We start from the raw sequence: 17,894 nt of genomic DNA on the forward strand, positions 1-17,894 counted from the left end.
TGGGATGCAGTCCTGCGCCGCACATGACGCTATGATCGTCCTGTGTCAGCTGCCATTGCCCTCGACGCGCCACGCGCGTTCCTCGATGTCTCCCACTCTGTCCTCGGCCGACCCTGGCGCGACCGCTGCGCCGATCCGGCCCTGCAGGCCTACGCGGCGACGATGGTCCAGGCGCACGCCCTTCCCGAGCTGCTCGCCCGAGTTCTGGCGGGGCGCGGTATCCGTCCCGCCGAGGCAGAAGCGTATCTCCAACCACGCCTGCGCCACCTGATGCCAGACCCCGATTGCCTGGTCGATATGGGAGCAGCCACCGACCGGCTTGCCCGTGCCGTTCTGGCCGGTGAGCGCGTGGCGGTGTTCGGCGACTATGATGTCGATGGTGCGGCCAGTGCCGCCCTCCTCGCCGGTTATTTGCGCCGCCTCGGCCTGACGGTTCAGATCCACATCCCCGACAGGATCACCGAAGGCTATGGTCCGAACGTCGCCGCCGTCGAAGCCTTGTGGGAGGCCGGCGCTACGCTGCTAGTCACCGTCGATTGCGGTACCAGTGGGCACGCGCCTCTCGACGCTGCAGCCGCGCTCGGCCTCGATGTCGTCGTCCTCGACCACCATGGCGCGCCGGAGCACCTGCCCACAGCCTGCGCGCTCGTGAATCCGAACCGTCTCGACGATCTTTCCGGCCTGGGACACCTCTGCGCTGCAGGCGTCGTCTTCCTCACGCTCGTCGCCCTGAATCGGCGCCTTCGCGGCAAATCCGGATTGGCGGATCGGCTCCCGGATCTCGCCCAGGAACTCGACCTCGTCGCCCTAGCCACCGTAGCGGATGTCGTTCCACTGGTCGGCCTGAACCGCGCATTGGTCGTGCAAGGTCTGAAGGTGATGCGCGCCCGCGGTCGCATCGGCCTTGCGGCGCTGCTGGATGCTGCGTCCTTGGCAGAGTCGCCGGAGGCTTGGCACCTCGGCTATCTCGTCGGTCCCCGCATCAATGCCGGGGGGCGGATCGGGAATGCGGCGCTTGGAGCAACCCTGCTTACCACCGCCGACCCGGCGGAAGCGGCGCGGATCGCGGCGGAGCTCGACCGGCTCAACCGCGAACGACAGGTCATCGAAGCGGATGCCGTCGCTGCGGCTGAGGCGGAGATGGACCACGCACTCACTCTCGATCCGGAGAGTCCGGTGCTGGTGGCCGCGTCCGCCGACTGGCATCCCGGCGTCGTCGGACTCATCGCGGCCCGCCTGAAGGAACGGTTTGGGCGCCCTGCTTTTGCCTTCGCCTTCCGGCCAGATGGAACCGCGACAGGTTCGGGTCGGTCGATCGTAGGCGCCGACCTGGGAAGCGCAGTCCGCTCGGCAGTCGAGGCGGGCCTCGCTTTAAAGGGCGGCGGCCACGCCATGGCTGCGGGCGTAACGCTGCCTGGATCGGACGTCGGCGGTTTTCGCGACCACTTGACGTCGGTCTTAGCTACAACCGTAGCCGAGGCACGGGCTGTCGAAGCGCTACTCGTGGATGGATCGATGAGTGCAGGCGGTGTGACCGCCGAACTCGTGCGCATGATCCACCGGGCCGGCCCGTTCGGGTCCGCGGCTCCGGAGCCGACTTTCGTCCTGCCGCGCCACCGCATCGTGGACGCCGCGGTCGTTGGTCAGGGCCACGTTCGCTCCCGCCTGCGAAGTCGGGACGGACAGACCATCGGCGCAATCGCCTTCCGGTCGGCACAGGGTCCGCTGGGACAAGCTCTCCTTTCCGGAATCGGCAGAGAAGTGCACGTAGCCGGCACGCTGTCCGTTGATACATGGCGCGGCGCCGAACGCGCCCAGATGCGCATCTGCGATCTCGCGTATTTCGATTGATCGATGCGGTTGACTCCCGCTCAGGCGGTCATCATAAGGACGGCGCGCCGCCGAAAGGTGGTCGGTTTGGGGGAATGTCCCGAGCGGCAAAGGGGGCGGACTGTAAATCCGCTGCGTAAGCTTCGTAGGTTCGAGTCCTACTTCCCCCACCAAACCTTTACCGAGATCCCCGAATTCTTCGGGCTGTCTCGATTTTCGGTGACCTGCTACAAAGGTCGGCGATGCGGGTGTAGCTCAATGGTAGAGCAGCAGCCTTCCAAGCTGAATACCCGGGTTCGATTCCCGGTACCCGCTCCATACAGTTCCTGTGCCCACACTGCTAGAGTTGCATGTTATCCGCTCCCGGTTGGGTCGACGGATACATTGAGGTATTGATCGGCAACGTTGTGGGGCGGGTCTTCTACCACCGAGGCGCAGGTCAGTTTATTCGTCCCGGCGGCTATGGATGGGATTTCAGCTCTTCGGAGCGGAGACTTGACGCGCAGAACTTCGCGCGTGGGTGTCGGCACTTCGATGCAGCTGGAGCATTTCATAGATCTACGTTTCGGGAGCGCGATGGTCAGTCGGGAGATTTGGTGCGCCTGTACGTCTAATTGGAGACATGAGGCGGCGTAGCAGGAGCGTTTCGCCGTTCCCTCGCACGTACCGCTATGCCTTCCGAAAGACCTAGGAAAAAGGTCCGCGCTGTGCATCCGCGCACAGTGTGGCACGATTTTGCCACGGTTCAGACTTAGCCGTTGGGCATCGAGAGGCGAAGCGATGAGGATCCGGTAAACCGGACATTTACGGTTTTCGGCAACCTTGCGTTCACCATGATCCGTGCCCCGCGCGCGATTGGGTTGAGGGTGAAACCACGGTGGGTAAGCTTCTGCGCAACGGCCGGACCACCCATCGCCGCGTCTTCTGGAAATGCACCGGACGTTTGACCGTCGTCGGTGCATGCTTCGGTCTGGCGCTGCTAGGCGGAACCCGCGGGACCCAGGACGCCATCGCCAACGGCGATACGCGGACCCTCTCGATCTATCATACCCATACGAAGGAAAGCCTGACGGTTACCTTCAAACGAGACGGTCGTTACGACAGGGCAGCGCTGGAGCAGCTAAATTGGCTCCTGCGCGATTGGCGTGTCGACGAGCCGATTAAGATGGACCCTCGCCTGTTCGACACGGTCTGGGAAGCCTACCGGTCGGTGGGCTCTCAGGAACCGATCAACGTCGTCTCAGCCTATCGTTCGCCCGGTACCAACGCGATGCTGCGCCGGCGATCCAAGATGGTCGCCGAGTACAGTCAGCACATGCTCGGCAAGGCAATGGATTTCTACCTGCCGGACGTGTCGATTGACCAGATTCGGGCCATCGGTATGCGGATGCAGAGAGGCGGCGTTGGTTGGTATCCGCGTTCAGGGTCTCCGTTCGTACACCTTGATGTGGGCTCGGTCCGGTCTTGGCCGCGCATGACGCACGATCAGTTGGCCCGCCTCTTTCCAGACGGAAAGACCGTCCACCTGCCCTCCGACAATCGTCCCCTACCCGGATACGAAATGGCGCGTGCCGAGATCCTTGCGCGCGGCGGTACCGTCTTTGGGGTGACGGAAGTGGCGCAGATGGACGAGGACGATGGGCCAAGCATCAAGGGCTTCTTCGCCAGTCTCTTCGGTGGCGGCCGCACACAGGACCCCGCATCGCAGGTTCAGGTCGCCACGAAAGCGTATGAGAAGGCGCGCACGAAGGCGGCAGCCGTCGTCGTCGCCAGTGCTGATCCTGAGGACTCCGTCGGCACTCGCGCAGCACTTGCCTATGCGGCACCTGCCACAGATGAGACCCTCACAACCAATTTCCGGCGTCGGGACGGCCGTGACGCCCAGAGCCTCCTGACGAGCGAGACGCCGGCGGCTGTAACGCCAGTCTCCGAGGCAGTCGCTTTGATAGCCCTGCCACTGCCCCCCCGACGTCCGGCGGAATTTGCGGCGGTGACCGCTGCCCTGACAATGCCCCTTCCGCCCCCACGGCCCACCGTACAGCTTGCTGGCCTCGGAAATGCCGGCATGGCCAATCTTTCGCCGTCAACGCCATCCCGTGCAGCGCTCGTATCGGCTGATGCCGATCCGCGCACGCAGTTGCATGCTCTCTTCGTTGCGGCTGCCGCAAATGTTGAACCCGTCAGCCGTGCTGCACCGGTACGGCTTGCCAACGCGAAAACAAAGCTCGACGGATCACCGACTGCGATCGTCATGCCGCAAGCCGGCGTCGCCACCCGCTTCTCGGCCCGCAGCCCCGGAGACGATCTGACAGCCTCTCGATTCAGCGGTTCGGCTACACGCGTCGTGCCCGGCATCCGCTGAAGGCGCGGCATTGTCGCCTCTGATAGGCGCGATCGTTTCGGTTCGCGTCGTGTGACCGAGATCTGAAGCGAGGACGCCCGATTGCCGCTAGCGCACGCGCTGGCAGGCCCTGTCTCGCTTGATTGGCGTCAGCCTGAACACCGAGCGAGGCATCGGAATAGGGCCGGAGCGCGGCCATCGTGATGGCCTTCGGGACGGTTGGCGTCGTGCAACCGCGCCGCTCACTCATGAAATGCTCTTCCCGGACGAGACAGGACACCGAAGCGTTGCACTCGGCGACGATACGAATTCATTAAGCTTGCTCACCGTTCAGAGCGACGCTGTGAGGGCGCTCTGCAATACGGATCGTCATTAGCAGAGATAAATACGAGTTAGAATTTCTTGAAATCCCGAACATCAAACACCAATTCCTGATGCTTAAAACGGGGCGCATTGGCAGGAAATATTGCTTTCGTGGGAGGGGCCCAAACACATCAATGCTTCGCGTTTATCCTTTCAGTGCTAGATGGTACCTATATCTACTGTTCAATTGAAATTTGTATCGGCGCATGGTTCGCAACAGGAGCTTTTTGTGTTCGAAAGCCAATTCGATCCCCCAAATGGGGTATGCCATTCTGAATGCATTTCGGAGACAAAGAGAAAACTCCGGCGTTGGGAGAGTCTGGCAATCGGTCAATGAGGACCGCGATCGCTCGGAACCTGAATAGAGGCGGTCTTTGATGTTTACGGTAAGTGCCAGTTTCCTGCTGGCAGGCGTTGCTTTCGCAGCCGCCGCTCAAGCGTCGCCGCAGCGTCGGAGCGCCCTGGAGTGGGCTGGTGGGACCTTGTTGATCGCCGGCCTCGGTCTTCTCGGGGCCGGACTACGTCTGTTCCGGTAGGGTACCAACCTGCGCTTCAGGTTAGCCGAAAACACAGGATGGCTCGCTGAACGGGACTTCAGGGCACGCTGCCCTATGTGCGAGACATGAAATTCACTGCTTTTCGTGCGCTCGGGATCGCCCTCCTGATTGTCTTCAAACCACTAAGCGCCTCCGCGTCAGGAGACTTACCCGCCTTCCTCCTCGTCGGCCTCGATGGAAAAACCTTTTTTGAGCCGGAGGGCGGCCGCAACGGCCCGAATGGGAAGGATGCCGTCGGAATCATCGACGTTACCAATGAGGCGCAGCCTCAGCTGGTGCATACCCTTCCACTCGACAACTCCGTGTACGGGCCACCGACAAACCTGCGGATAACGCCGGATGGACGGCTCGGCTTGGTCGCAAGTTCTGTCCTGATACAGCAGGAGGGTACGGCGTGGTACGCTCACGCGGACAATCGCCTGCATGTCATTGATCTGACCGCGACGCCGCCTCGCCTGATCGAGACGATCGAGGTTGGACGGCAACCATCCGGCATCGCCATCTCGAATAGAGGCGACCTCGCTCTCGTCGCCAACCGCGAGGGACGCAGCGTCACCGTGCTGTCGATCACCGGACTGAAGGTTCGGCCGGTCGCAACGATTGATGTCGGCGATGAGGCCGCGGCTATTGCCATCGCTCCCAACGGCAGACGCGCTTTCGTTGCTAAAAACAAGGCGGCGCGGGTCGGGGTGCTGGCAATCGAGGGTACTTCGGTGAGCTATGAACCGGGACAGGACATGCCGGTCGGCGCCGGGATCTATGGACTCGATGTCACGCCCGACGGAACGCTCGCGCTCACCGGAAATACCGGACAGCAGCCGAGCGATGGGCACGCGGACACCGTCAGCGTCATTCGCGCTGATGGTCGACGTCCGGTCGTCATCGATCATCTTGGAATAGGTGATACGCCGGAAGCCTTGGTGATCGGGCCAGACGGCCGGCACGCCGCCGTCTCGGTCGTGCGGGGTTCGAGCGCATCACACCGAAGTCCAGGGTATACACAGAATGGTGCGGTTGCGTTGCTGACCCTTTCTACACAGGGTGTCTGCATCACGTCCTGGGCCGAGGCGGGTGCCGTCACGCAGGGCGTCGCATTCAGCCCTTCTGGGAAGTACGTCTATATCAGCAATTACGTCGATCGGAATTTGGGGATTTACCGCGTTTCGGGCGATACCCTTGTCGATACGGGCAATCGCCTCCTGCTCCCAGGACAACCCGCGTCCCTAGCCGGGCGATAGGATCGTCGATGGAGGGGGCACCATTCGGAGTCCACCTCGGCTGTGTCACCATGGCGCGAGTGACACCATAGCTGACGAGAGAGCGGAGTATTCCCTTTGTGTTCACTACGTCGGGATTTGCAACGATCGTTGTTAGAACCCCTATCGTCTGCACGGTGGTCCGCGAATTATTCACAGGCGCGGGAATTTCTACGCCACGCGAGACGTCGGTCCCAATGACTTCGTGATCTTGGCGGAGGGAAACAACACCCAATCGATCGCCGATCGGAACGCGACTGACCTCGATGAGCGTCGGCTTTGAAGGGCGATCAGAGGGTAGATACCGCGTCGGTACTACGACCGTCGAGGTCCCGCGCGATCCAGTGACAGCGAGACCTCGACCAAGCGCAAAGGCGTGACTCAGGCTGCCTGCTTGCGACCCTTGGTCTTCGGCGGCACTTCTTCGTCCTCGTTGCGGTTGGCAACCTGACCAAGGCCGATCGACTTCGCCAGCTCCGAACGCATGGCAGCGTAGGATGGGGCAACCATCGGGTAATCGGCGGGAAGGCCGTAACGCTGGCGGTAGCTATGCGGATCGAGGCCATGGCTGCTGAGATGACGCTTAAGCGTCTTGTAGCTCTTACCATCGAGAAAACTGATGATGCCATCGGGCATCACGGACTTGCGAATCTGGGCGGGCGTCGGCTTCTCGGGCGCGACCTCCTCGGTGGTCTGTGCGGCTCCGGTGACGAGACCGTTGAGTGCCGCGTGCACGTTGCGGATCAGGTCCGGCAGATCGGCAGTCCGGACTGGGTTGTTCGATACATACGCCGCGACGATATCGGCAGCGAGATCGACGAAGTCGGTCGTTTGAGTTTCGGTGCTTTCGGACATGCGTAGATTTCTTTTCCCTGTGCCCCCAAGGCTGCAGATCGCCCATTCGTAGACATTTATCAAGCGCCCAAGGCCAAATTCGCCGGTGAACATGCCTGACATGCACATCACAGATAAGAGATGTCCACAACAGACATGCCGGACCCGAATGCGTACTCGGGTTTATTGCTTCTGTGCTCACGCACTTCCGTCCGCACAACCATCTGGCTTCGACAGATAGACCGAGCGTTGTCCATGCCGCCCGATCGGATATCGAATCGTAGCGCCCCCCATCCGGCGCGTAGAGGCACCGCGCTCAGTAATGCTGCGCTTCGGCCGCTAGGTGCCGATCCCCTCATGACCCTGCGTGCCGTTCTCCTGACGCGTCTGACGCTCCATCTGGCGGCGTCCGAGCCAGAGGCTGTTCAAGAGCCACGCCAGGGACAACGGGACCGCCGTCACGGCAACAGCGGTCGAGCCGAGCCCGAGCGCTGCGATCCCGGCGAATGACCAAGCTCCAACTTGATCACCGACGCGATATACTACCGTGTCGATGAAATTCTTGGCTTTGTACCGATCCTCTCGCGGCACTACTGTGAACAGCACCTCGCGAATAGGCCGTGCGATGGCGAAGTTCCCAGCTCGTCGGAGAACCTGGAAAACCACGATAGCGGTAATCGTCGGAGACACGGCCAGGGCCGCGAAACCAAGGATGCTGGCCGCCGGCAGAAGCGCAAGGGACGGGCCCACACCGATCCGGCGCACGATTCGTCCAGTGAGGAAGAATTGGACGCCGAGCGTGAGCACATTCACCAGCAAATCCACACTGGCGAAGAAGGCCGTCTGCGCACCCCGATCGGAAAAGCTACGCTTCGCGATGCCAGCCTGTTCAAAATACAGGAACGTCGATGTGATCGAGAACAGCAGCAGGAACAGGCTGATATTAAGAAGATAGGGTGACCGCAGCGTCCGCGTGATACCCGCAAAGGCGCTGCCGCCGATCGCCTCGGCCGCTCGTGCATCACCGGCGGCAGGTGCCATGCACAACCGATCCGACAATCGCGCGAGCCCTCGCATGCTGAAGACCGCCGCCTCGAGCAGCGCTGCCGCGCCGATGAGGAGGACCCAGGTCGGCACGTCGCGAGCGAGGATGGCCGTCGTCGCCGAGCCCGCGATAGCGCCGAGCGTCGCTCCGGCGGCAATGAAGCCGAAGAGCCGCTTGCCCTGCTCCGTAGAGAAGACGTCGACGATGGTGGCCCAGAAGACTGAGACGACGAACAGGTTGAAGATCGACAACCAGATGAAGAAGGCACGGCCGATCCAAATACCGCCATCCGGACCTACTAGATACAGAGCCGCGGCGAAGACAAGAATGTTGGCTGCGAAGAACCGGTAGGTCAGCGGTACGAACCGCGCCCGTGGCAGCGTCTTCACCAACCAAGCGAAAGGCACGTTGAGGGCCAGCATCCCGACCAAAGTACCAGTGAAAAGCCAGGGTAGATTCTCGATGCCACCAGCGACGCCCATCTGGTCGCGGATCGGGCGGAGGACATAATAGGCCGCCAGGATCGAGAAGATGTACGCCCAGGACCAGGCGAGTGCCGGTGCCTCGCCCGGCCGCACATCGACGAGGCGCGCGAGCCAGCCGGAAGCAGGCTGCCCAGCCGAAGCCTCCGACGAGGCGCCGGCGGACGTTTCACCGCTCAAGGCGTCACACCGAGGCGGGCGCGCAGGTCAGGGGCGGTGACTTCGAGGCCGAAGCCGGGCGAGCCCATCGCGAAGCTGTCGGCCTTGGCAAGCGGCCCGACCACCACTGGATCGAAGCCCGCATCGATCACGAGTTTTGACACCGCCGCGACGGCTTGAGGGTCGTCGCCTGCAAGGGGGATCGCCATCCGGGCGCTCTCGCGGTGAGCGTTCTTGACGAACAGCTTGTAGTTGGCGGCGCTGAAGGCCCGCACGATGCGAGCGCCGGCCAGATACTTGGCCGACACCGCGGCGATGCCGCTGGCTTGGACCTCTCCATAGACCTCACCGTCGCGGGCCTGGGTGGCATTACCGGCATCGATGACGATCTTGCCCTTTAAAGCGGAGCCGTAGTCCTGCGCGATCTGCGGATAGGCCCTGTAGGGGACGGCGATCAGCACGACGTCACCGAAGGCGATGGCCTCAGCAGGCGTTCCGGCGCGGGTATTGGCTCCGAGACTTGCGACGAGGCCCTTCAACTCTTCCGGGTGCCGGGAGGACAGCATCACCGGAAAGCCGGCCTTGGCCCAGAGGCCGCCGAGGGTACCGCCGATATTGCCGGCGCCGACGATGCCGATGCGTACCGGCTGAGATGGGGTCTGTGCCCAACACGGAGTGGCCAAGGCGACAACCGCACCGGCGGCGAGCGCAAGGGTCGCGCGGCGTGTGATGAACTCAAAGTGCATCGACGAAGGCCTCCATGCGGCTGCGCTGTACCGCGTCGGGCAGACGGCCTCGAGCGGCGCCAAGGTTGTCCTCGACATAAGCAGCCTTGGCCATGCCAGGGATCGGGCAGGTCACGGCCTCGTTTCCGAGAACGTATTTCAGGAAAAACTGTGACCAGCTCGCGCAGTCGAAGTCTGCAGCCCACTGCGGAAGAGTCCGTCCTTGGACGGCCTTAAACAGGCGGTCGCGCCCGAACGGCACGTTGACCATCACCGCGATGCCGCGCTCTTTCGCCAGGGGCAGGATCCGAGCGGCAGCGCTGCGGTCGTCGAGCGCGTAGTTCACCTGAATGAAATCCAGTGGTTCACGCGTCATCACGGCTTCTAAGTCCGCGAGTTGGGTATCGCGCCACACCGTCGCGCCCAGATAACGGATCTTCCCCTGGGCCTTCAGGTCGCGGAGGGTCGCAAGGTTCGCGTCCGGATCGATGAGGTTGTGAATCGCGACGAGGTCGATCATCGACGTCTTCATGCGCTGGAAGGAGCGCGCAATCTCCGCCGAGCCGGCCGCGCGCCCCGGCGTCCCGACCTTACTGCACAGGAAGACCTTCTCGCGCAGGCCATCCTCGCTCAAGATCAGCCCCAGCACGTCCTCAGCGGTACCGTAGCTCGGCGCGGTATCGATCACCGTTCCGCCAAGCGCAACAAACCGTTGCACCGCCTCGCGCAGCGGCGCGACGGCCTCCGGCGTCGGCTCGACCTCGTAGCGTCTCGAAGTCCCGATGCCGATCACCGGCAAGGTTTGGCCGGAAGAAGGAATCGGTCGGTGCCGCAATCCATCGGATCGCAACGTGTCAGCCTTCGCATGCGGTCCCACCAACGCCGCCGAAAACGGCAGAAGACCGGCGCCAGCGAGGATGGCGCGTCGAGAGGGATTCATCGGGATACGAGCTCCAGTGAAGACGAGCGTCCAGAACATCTAGGGCCGGGTACCAGGCTTCGACACGTCTGCTGACGCACGGATCAAACCTGGAACGGCCAGCCGAGGACGACGACCAAGCCGTTACGCGCCGAAGCGGCGGGCGATAGGAGGCGATTTCAGCGCCTCCCGCGGAAGCTCCGGCCGTCGATTTCCAGGGCCTTCATCCGCGAGGCCAGGGTGGTCGGTCGCAGGCCGAGCAGTTCGGCGGCCCCACCCGGGCCGAAGACCTTGCCGCCAGTCAGCGAAAGAGCTCCCTCAATTTCAGCTCGGTCGCGGGCGCGCCGCTCGGGCTCCGTCAGCGGGTTCAGGATCGGCGCTGCGGTGGTGACTGCGTCTCGGCCCCGAGGTGGCGGCTCGACTTCCGGCAAATCGAGATGGAGCCGGCCACGCACCGCGAGGATGGCACCGCGCTCGATCACGTTCTCCAGCTCGCGCACGTTGCCCGGCCAGGGATAGCGGCTGAGGCGGCGCACATCCCCCTCCGTCAACCGCGGCTCGGCGACGTTGAGGCGCCGGGCGGCTCCCTTGAGGAAGTGCTGAGCAATCAGTGGGATGTCCTCCGGGCGCTCACGCAGGGGGCTGGCAGCGATCGGAAAAACGTTGAGGCGGAAATACAGGTCCTCACGGAAACGGCCACGGCGCACCTCCTCCCGCAAGTCGCGGTTGGTAGCCGCGATCAGCCGAACGTCGACCGCACGGGTGCGCTCCTCGCCGACTCGCTCGAAGGAGCGCTCCTGCAACACCCGCAGCAGCTTGCCCTGGAGATCGAGGGGGATCTCGCCGACCTCGTCGAGGAATAGTGTGCCGCCATTGGCCAATTCGAAACGTCCGACCCGGTCGCGGACAGCCCCGGTGAAGGCGCCCTTCGCGTGGCCGAAGAATTCGCTCTCGAACAACTCGCGGGGGACAGCGGCGCAGTTCACCCGGATCAGGGGACGGTCGCACCGCCGGCTGGCCTCGTGGATTGCCCGAGCGATGAGTTCCTTCCCCGTGCCTGATTCACCGGTGACCAGGACGGTGGCGTCGGTGCCGGCCACCACGTCGATCTGGCGGAGGGTGGCCTCGATGGCCGGCGAGCGGCCGATGATGCCCTGGTGGTGGCTCTCGAGGCGGATTTCCTCCTTCAGGTAGGCGTTCTCGAGTTCCAGGCGCTCTCGCAGGGAGTCGACCTCCGCGAGCGCCTGACGCAGCCGCTCGTCGGCTTCCCGGCGGGGGCCGACGTCGCGGAAGACGATGACGGCGCCGAGAAGCTGGCCCCGGTCACGGATCGGCGTCGACGTGTATTCTACAGGGAACGCGCGTCCGTCGCGCCGCCAGAACACCTCCGTGTCGACCTGGTGAACGGCTCCGTCACGGAAGGCGGCGTAGATCGGGCAATCCCGGTGGTGGTAGTGCGCGCCGTCGGGATGGGTGTGGTGGACCGTGGCGTGCATGTCGCGGCCGACGAGTTCGGCGGCGGACCAGCCGAGCATCCGCTCTGCCGCCGGATTGACGAAGGTGGTCACACCCTCGGCGTTGACGCCGTAGATCCCCTCCCCTGCCGCGCGCAGGATGAGCTGATTCTCGCGCTCGATATCGCGGAAGATCCGCTCCATCCGCTGCCACTCGGAGAGGCCGGCCCGCATATGGGCGTCGGCCTGGGCGTCCACGTGGCGCTGACGGCGCGCGTCGAGGTCGGCCAAGGTCACCAGCATCAGGGGCGCTGCGGCGGCGAGGCGCGAGCCGGCATACTCGAGCCGCAGCGCCTTGCCGGCGCCATGCCGCGGGGTCAGCGCATGGGTCCACCAGTGGCCTTTCGCGTCCACCCCCTGGGTGAACACGATCAGGGCCGCGCGCTGGCCCGGATGCAGGGTGCTGGCGGGCATGCCCCTGAGGGAGGCCCGTGGATAGCCGAGGAGGTCGGCCGCGGCCGGATTGGCATCGACGATCCGGTCCGCCGGCGGATCCAGAATCATCATCGGCTCGCGGTTGTCCTCGAAGGCAAGCCCGAATTCGGGATGCCCAGGCGGCTTGGGAGACATGGTGATGCTCCAACACGAAATCTCGTTATCGAGATCACGGAATTCCGTGAAACACGAGATTACGTGAAAGTCCATCCCTCTACCAAGCTACTGTTTCTGTTCTGAAAAATCGCTGCCGCCACCTGGCATGCCACTTGCTGATCGAAGCAGACGATCATGCGGTGAGGCAGCCATGGCCCTGTTCGACAATCCCTTCGATGCATCCCGCCGCCTCCATCGGGGCGGGTGCTCCTGCGGTGCGCATGGCTCCCAAAGCGAGCACGATGCGGCCATGCCGAGCGGTGACGCCGCCATCGAGCGGGTCGTCGAGGGCACCGTCATGCGGGCGCTCTTCCCGCACGATGCGGAACGGCGCGCCTTCCTGAAAAGCGTCGGCGCTGCAACGGCCCTCGCCGCCGTCAGCCAGTTCCTGCCGACCCGCTTCATCACGGAAGCCTTCGCGCAGGGTGCCAAACCGGAAAAGACCGACCTGAAGATCGGCTTCATCCCGATCACCTGCGCCACGCCGATCATCATGGCGAAGCCCATGGGCTTCTACGAGAAGCAGGGTCTCAACGTCGACGTGGTGAAGACCGCCGGCTGGGCGGTGATCCGCGACAAGACGCTAAACCGCGAATATGACGCCGCGCACATGCTGGCGCCGATGCCGATCGCCATCTCCCTCGGCGTCGGCTCGAACCCGCAGCCCTACACGATGCCGGCGGTGGAGAACGTCAACGGCCAGGCGATCACCCTGGCCATGAAGCACAAGGACCGGCGCGACCCGAAGGACTGGAAGGGCTTCAAGCTCGCCGTACCGTTCGACTATTCGATGCACAACTACCTGCTGCGGTACTACCTCGCCGAGGCCGGAATCGACCCCGACACCGACGTGCAGATCCGCGCGGTACCGCCGCCCGAGATGGTCGCGAACCTGCGGGCCGACAACATCGACGGCTTTCTCGCCCCCGATCCGGTGAACCAGCGCGCTGTCTATGACGGCGTCGGCTTCATCCACATCCTGTCGAAGGAGATCTGGGACCGGCATCCCTGCTGCGCCTTCGCCGCCTCGCAGGACTTCATCACTCAGACGCCGAACACCTACGCGGCCCTGCTGCGGGCGATCATCGAGGCGACCACCTACGCGTCGAAGGCCGAGAACCGGAAGGAGATCGCCGCGCAGATCGCTCCGGCCAATTACCTGAACCAGCCCGTGACGGTGGTGGAGCAGGTCCTGACCGGCACCTTCGCGGACGGCCTCGGCAGTGTGCGCAAGGTACCCGACCGCGTCGATTTCGACGCCTTCCCCTGGCAGTCCTTCGCGGTCTGGATCATGACCCAGATGCAGCGCTGGGGTCAGATCAAGGGCGACGTGGATTATGCGGCGGTGGCATCCAAGGTCTACCTCGCCACCGATGCCGCCAAGCTGATGAAGCAGAACGGGCTGACCCCGCCCGAGACGACCACGAAGACCTTCGTAGTCATGGGCAAGACCTTCGACCCGGCCAAGCCGAAGGAATACCTCGAGTCCTTCAAGATCAAGCGGGCGGGCTGAGCCATGGCCACCAGCCTCTCCGCCCGCGCCGGCCTCGTCTCCCTGGCCCTGCTCCTCGCCTTCCTGCTCACCTGGCAGGTCGCCGTCGGGGGCACGGCCAAGACCGAGGCGATGGACCCCGAATACGCGGCCCTCATGGGTCAGAGCGCCACCACCGGCAAGTCGGCCATGCCGGGCCCGCTCGATGTCGGCGCAACCCTGTGGAAGCACCTCAAGGACCCGTTCTACGACCGGGGCCCCAACGACAAGGGCCTCGGCATTCAGCTCGCCTATTCCATCGGACGCGTGGCGCTCGGCTACGGCCTCGCCGTGCTGGTGGCGATCCCGATCGGCTTCCTCATCGGCATGTCGCCCCTGATGAGCCGGGCGCTCGATCCCTTCATCCAGCTCCTCAAGCCGGTCTCGCCGCTCGCCTGGATGCCGCTGGCCCTCTACACGATCAAGGATTCCGGCCTGTCGGCGATCTTCGTGATCTTCATCTGCTCGCTCTGGCCGATGCTGATCAACACCGCCTTCGGGGTCGCCGGCACGCGGCGCGAATGGCTCAACGTCGCTCGCACCCTGGAGGTCGGCCCGTTCCGCCGAGCCGTCACGGTGATCCTGCCGGCGGCGGCGCCCACCATCCTCACCGGCATGCGCATCTCCATCGGCATCGCCTGGCTCGTCATCGTGGCCGCCGAGATGCTCGTGGGCGGCACCGGTATCGGCTACTTCGTCTGGAACGAGTGGAACAACCTCTCGATCACCAACGTGATCACCTCGATCCTGGTGATCGGCCTCGTGGGCATGATCCTCGACCAGCTGCTGGCCCGCGCGCAGGCGCTGGTCACCTTCCCGGAGTGAGCGCCATGGCGACGCTGCTCCCATTCCGCTTCCGATCCCCAGAGCCCACCGGAGACGCCCGCATGTCGTCCCAGACCATGCCGTCCTCGGAGAAGTTCATCTCGATCGAGGGTATCGCCCGGCGCTATCCCGCGCCGGGGGGCAAGAGCACGACCGTCTTCGAGAACCTGTGGCTGCCGATGCGGCGGGGCGAATTCGTCTGCATGATCGGCCACTCCGGCTGTGGCAAAACCACGGTGCTCAACATCCTGGCCGGGCTCGAGGCCCCGAGCGAGGGCGTCGTCATCGTCGACGGGCAGGCGATCGAGGGCACCAGCCTGGACCGGGCGGTCATCTTCCAGGGGCACGCCCTGCTGCCCTGGCGCACGGTGCTCGGCAACGTCGCCTATGCCGTGTCGTCGCGCTGGCGGAAGGCGGCAAAGGCCGAGGTGACGGCACGGGCGCGGAAAGCCATCGCCACGGTTGGTCTCGCCGGCTCCGAGCACAAGCGCCCGTCCGAGCTCTCGGGGGGCATGAAGCAGCGCGTCGGCATCGCCCGGGCGCTGGCCATCGAGCCGAAGATCCTGCTGATGGACGAGCCGTTCTCGGCCCTCGACGCCCTGACGCGGGGCACGCTTCAGGATGAGGTGCGGCGCATCTGCGTCGAGACCGGCCAGACCGTGTTCATGATCACCCATGACGTCGACGAGGCGATCTATCTCGCCGACCGCATCGTGCTGATGACCAACGGCCCGCAGGCCAAAGTGGCGGAGATCGTCGAGAACCCGCTGCCGAAGGCGCGCGATCGCACGCAGCTGCACCACGCGCCGGGCTATTACGCCCTCCGCAACCACCTGATGGATTTCCTCGTCAGCCGGTCGAAGACGCTGCGCGACGCGATGCCGGCCGGCTACGACCCGCGCCATCCGCCGGTGATCCGTCCGAGCCTAAGCGAGGCCGATGCCGCCACCCTGTCGGCGGACACCGCGCCGGCCCGGCGCGCCTGACCTTCCCTTTCCCACCCGTCACGGAGACGTACGTCATGAAGCGCGAAGACCTCACCGAGAAGCTCCTCGACATCAAGCGCGAGAAGGGCTGGACCTGGAAGTACATCCAGGACGAGATCGGCGGCATCTCGCCGATCCTGATCACCGCCGCCTGCATGGGCCAGATGAAGCTCCCCAAGGCCCAGGCCGCCAAGGCCGCCGCCCTGTTCGGCCTCTCCCAGTCCGAGGAGCGCATGCTGAACGAGGCGCCCTACCGCGGCTCGATCGCGCAGATGCCGCCCACCGACCCGCTGATCTACCGCTTCTACGAGCTGGTGATGGTCTACGGGACCACCTGGAAGGAGCTGATCCAGGAAGAATTCGGCGACGGCATCATGTCGGCGATCGATTTCAACATGACCATGGAGCGCGAGCCCAACAACAAGGGCGACCGGGTGAAGATGAACATGTCGGGCAAGTTTCTGCCGTACAAGTATTACGGCAATGAGGAAGGCGTGCCGGATTACGGTTTCAAGGAAAGCTGATCGATGCACCGGCGTGCATCGTCACGAAGTTCGCCGGCTGCACCGGATTGCTGAGCGTCGCGACGACATTCCTAACGTCGCCTCTTGAAACCAGCATGGAGAGCACCGCGCCACTCCAGGCGGCGTCGGCGACCCCTGAATTCTGAACCGCCGATGGTGCCAGGTACGCCTGCACCTGCGGTCCTGAATCCCGGACTCCGCTGCGCGGCCCCGGGACGACGGGGTGCTACCCGAGATCCTGCGGAAAGGCTTCGGCCGATACGGACTCATCGGCGCGAGAGGGCTATCCAATCTCACTCCATCGTCGGCGCGAGCTTCTTGACGCTCTCGACATCCTCGCCGAGCCAGGCCGCGTTCTTGGCCGTGCCGTCGAAGGTAGCGGAGGTCTTGAACAGCTCGAACTTGCCTTGGAGCGCGTAGGGCTTGCTGCGCTCGAGGAGCTCGGCGACCTTGGCCTTGTCCATGGGCTGAAAGGTCTTCACCGCCTCGAAGGCCTGGTCGAGGTCGCGCTGGCTCTCGATGCCGGTGATGACGACGCTGGTCGGCAGGTTCAGGGAGAAGTGCAGATATTCGAGCGGCTTGATCGGCGCGTCGCTCTTCAGGATGACGCCGTCGCCGAAAGTCTTCATGCCGAGCGCGGCAATGCCGTGCTGCACGAGGTAGGGCAGCACAAGGTGCCCGAACGAGCGGAAATGCGCGTCCATGACGTTGAGCGGCATCTGAACGGAATCGAACTGGAAACCACGCTCCTCGGCGACCTCGAGCATCTGCAGATGGATGCGCGGGTCCTTGTGGCCGGTGAAGCCGATATAGCGCAGCTTGCCGGCCGTCCTCGCCTCCACGAAGGCCTCCATGGCGCCGCCCTCGGCAAAGACCCGGTCGGGGTCGTCGAAGCGCAGGATCTCGTGGTGCTGCACGAGGTCGATGCGGTCCGTGCGCAGGCGCTTGAGAGATTCGTCGATCTGACGCATCGCCTCCTGCTTGGTGCGCCCGTCCATCTTGGACATCAGGAAGACTTTGTCGCGGTAGCCGCCCTGCGAGAGGGCGACGCCCATGCGCAGCTCCGAGCGACCGCCGTTGTAGTCCCAGCAATTGTCCATGAACGTGATGCCGCGATCGATGCCGGCATGGATCAGGCGGGTCGCCTCGTCGTCGGAGACCGCATTCTTGCCCAGGTGGAATCCACCCATGCCGATCGCCGAGATCTTCTCCTTATGGCGGCCGAAGGACCGGTAGAGCATCTCGCCCCGGCGCTCACCGAGATCGGTGACGAACGGCAGGTCGGCCGCATCCTTCGGCCGGGTATTGGGCAGGCCGGGCGCTGTCACGGCCGCGCCGGCGCTGGTGGTGGCGGCGAGTCCGGCGCCGGCGGCGGCGCCCTGTAGGAAGCTGCGGCGTTCCATGTCTGCTCT

At 64.2% G+C, this 17,894-nt stretch carries 14 protein-coding genes and 2 tRNA genes; 9 read left to right on the top strand and 7 right to left on the bottom strand.

The genetic code is table 11. The annotated features are described in order from the left end of the window. Window positions 1–42 precede the first annotated feature (42 nt). From recJ to AC1MGR_RS20115, 5 genes are all read left to right on the top strand, one after another. Complete coding sequence (gene recJ, locus AC1MGR_RS20095) at window positions 43–1,851, top strand: single-stranded-DNA-specific exonuclease RecJ (RefSeq protein ID WP_480232702.1); 1,809 nt, start codon at window positions 43–45, stop codon at window positions 1,849–1,851. 68 nt (window positions 1,852–1,919) lie between these two features. Next, window positions 1,920–2,003 (top strand) — tRNA-Tyr (locus tag AC1MGR_RS20100). Window positions 2,004–2,074: 71 nt separating this feature from the next. Beyond that, window positions 2,075–2,148, top strand: a tRNA-Gly gene (locus AC1MGR_RS20105). Between the two features lie 625 nt (window positions 2,149–2,773). Then, window positions 2,774–4,192 carry a peptidoglycan L,D-endopeptidase MepK gene (locus AC1MGR_RS20110; protein ID WP_480234847.1) on the top strand — a complete coding sequence of 473 codons (1,419 nt, stop codon included), beginning with the start codon at window positions 2,774–2,776 and terminating at the stop codon, window positions 4,190–4,192. A gap of 964 nt (window positions 4,193–5,156) precedes the next feature. Then, window positions 5,157–6,329 carry a YncE family protein gene (locus AC1MGR_RS20115; protein WP_480232703.1) on the top strand — a complete coding sequence of 391 codons (1,173 nt, stop codon included), beginning with the start codon at window positions 5,157–5,159 and terminating at the stop codon, window positions 6,327–6,329. Window positions 6,330–6,728: 399 nt separating this feature from the next. Here AC1MGR_RS20115 and AC1MGR_RS20120 read toward each other — a convergent pair whose 3' ends face one another. The 5 genes from AC1MGR_RS20120 to AC1MGR_RS20140 form a co-directional block, all read right to left on the bottom strand. Further along, window positions 6,729–7,202 (bottom strand): Ros/MucR family transcriptional regulator, encoded by a 474-nt coding sequence (locus tag AC1MGR_RS20120; RefSeq protein WP_480232704.1) that lies wholly within the window; start codon window positions 7,200–7,202, stop codon window positions 6,729–6,731. A gap of 318 nt (window positions 7,203–7,520) precedes the next feature. Beyond that, the gene (locus AC1MGR_RS20125) at window positions 7,521–8,888 is read right to left on the bottom strand and encodes an NTP/NDP exchange transporter (protein ID WP_480232705.1); all 1,368 of its coding nucleotides are present in this window, start codon (window positions 8,886–8,888) and stop codon (window positions 7,521–7,523) included. Beyond that, window positions 8,885–9,613, bottom strand: coding sequence for an NADPH-dependent F420 reductase (locus tag AC1MGR_RS20130; RefSeq protein WP_108035044.1), 729 nt, complete (start codon window positions 9,611–9,613; stop codon window positions 8,885–8,887). Before AC1MGR_RS20130 ends, AC1MGR_RS20125 begins: the two co-directional genes overlap by 4 nt. After that, on the bottom strand, window positions 9,603–10,571 hold the full coding sequence (locus AC1MGR_RS20135) for an aldo/keto reductase (protein WP_480232706.1): 969 nt from the start codon (window positions 10,569–10,571) through the stop codon (window positions 9,603–9,605). The genes AC1MGR_RS20130 and AC1MGR_RS20135 overlap by 11 nt, the downstream gene beginning before the upstream one ends. Window positions 10,572–10,690: 119 nt before the next feature. Next, window positions 10,691–12,595: a sigma-54 interaction domain-containing protein gene (locus AC1MGR_RS20140; RefSeq protein ID WP_480232707.1), complete on the bottom strand. Its 1,905-nt coding sequence runs from the start codon at window positions 12,593–12,595 to the stop codon at window positions 10,691–10,693. Window positions 12,596–12,767: 172 nt separating this feature from the next. Here AC1MGR_RS20140 and AC1MGR_RS20145 point away from each other — a divergent pair, with 172 nt between their 5' ends. Genes AC1MGR_RS20145 through cynS form a run of 4 tightly spaced genes read left to right on the top strand, consistent with a single transcriptional unit; the run spans window position 12,768 to window position 16,482 of the window. Continuing rightward, window positions 12,768–14,129 carry a CmpA/NrtA family ABC transporter substrate-binding protein gene (locus tag AC1MGR_RS20145; RefSeq protein ID WP_480232708.1) on the top strand — a complete coding sequence of 454 codons (1,362 nt, stop codon included), beginning with the start codon at window positions 12,768–12,770 and terminating at the stop codon, window positions 14,127–14,129. Between the two features lie 3 nt (window positions 14,130–14,132). Next, window positions 14,133–14,972 carry a nitrate ABC transporter permease gene (gene ntrB / locus AC1MGR_RS20150; protein ID WP_108035041.1) on the top strand — a complete coding sequence of 280 codons (840 nt, stop codon included), beginning with the start codon at window positions 14,133–14,135 and terminating at the stop codon, window positions 14,970–14,972. A gap of 5 nt (window positions 14,973–14,977) precedes the next feature. Then, the gene (locus AC1MGR_RS20155; RefSeq protein WP_480232709.1) at window positions 14,978–15,958 is read left to right on the top strand and encodes an ABC transporter ATP-binding protein; all 981 of its coding nucleotides are present in this window, start codon (window positions 14,978–14,980) and stop codon (window positions 15,956–15,958) included. Between the two features lie 35 nt (window positions 15,959–15,993). After that, the gene (gene cynS, locus AC1MGR_RS20160; RefSeq protein ID WP_108035039.1) at window positions 15,994–16,482 is read left to right on the top strand and encodes a cyanase; all 489 of its coding nucleotides are present in this window, start codon (window positions 15,994–15,996) and stop codon (window positions 16,480–16,482) included. Here cynS and AC1MGR_RS20165 read toward each other — a convergent pair. Continuing rightward, window positions 16,469–16,657 carry a hypothetical protein gene (locus AC1MGR_RS20165; protein ID WP_480232710.1) on the bottom strand — a complete coding sequence of 63 codons (189 nt, stop codon included), beginning with the start codon at window positions 16,655–16,657 and terminating at the stop codon, window positions 16,469–16,471. The two genes, cynS and AC1MGR_RS20165, sit on opposite strands and share 14 nt — an antisense overlap. A gap of 118 nt (window positions 16,658–16,775) precedes the next feature. Further along, the gene (locus AC1MGR_RS20170) at window positions 16,776–17,885 is read right to left on the bottom strand and encodes an aldo/keto reductase (protein ID WP_480232711.1); all 1,110 of its coding nucleotides are present in this window, start codon (window positions 17,883–17,885) and stop codon (window positions 16,776–16,778) included. Window positions 17,886–17,894 lie beyond the last annotated feature (9 nt).

The organism is Methylobacterium sp. BI1, from assembly GCF_056680125.1.

Coding starts and splice junctions, on each gene's coding strand:
- cynS (WP_108035039.1), top strand. CDS start 15,994: ATGAAGCGCGAAGACCTCACCGAGAAGCTCCTCGACATCAAGCGCGAG.
- ntrB (WP_108035041.1), top strand. CDS start 14,133: ATGGCCACCAGCCTCTCCGCCCGCGCCGGCCTCGTCTCCCTGGCCCTG.
- AC1MGR_RS20130 (WP_108035044.1), bottom strand. CDS start 9,613: ATGCACTTTGAGTTCATCACACGCCGCGCGACCCTTGCGCTCGCCGCC.
- AC1MGR_RS20120 (WP_480232704.1), bottom strand. CDS start 7,202: ATGTCCGAAAGCACCGAAACTCAAACGACCGACTTCGTCGATCTCGCT.
- AC1MGR_RS20145 (WP_480232708.1), top strand. CDS start 12,768: ATGGCCCTGTTCGACAATCCCTTCGATGCATCCCGCCGCCTCCATCGG.
- AC1MGR_RS20115 (WP_480232703.1), top strand. CDS start 5,157: ATGAAATTCACTGCTTTTCGTGCGCTCGGGATCGCCCTCCTGATTGTC.
- AC1MGR_RS20135 (WP_480232706.1), bottom strand. CDS start 10,571: ATGTTCTGGACGCTCGTCTTCACTGGAGCTCGTATCCCGATGAATCCC.
- AC1MGR_RS20140 (WP_480232707.1), bottom strand. CDS start 12,595: ATGTCTCCCAAGCCGCCTGGGCATCCCGAATTCGGGCTTGCCTTCGAG.
- AC1MGR_RS20170 (WP_480232711.1), bottom strand. CDS start 17,885: ATGGAACGCCGCAGCTTCCTACAGGGCGCCGCCGCCGGCGCCGGACTC.
- AC1MGR_RS20155 (WP_480232709.1), top strand. CDS start 14,978: ATGGCGACGCTGCTCCCATTCCGCTTCCGATCCCCAGAGCCCACCGGA.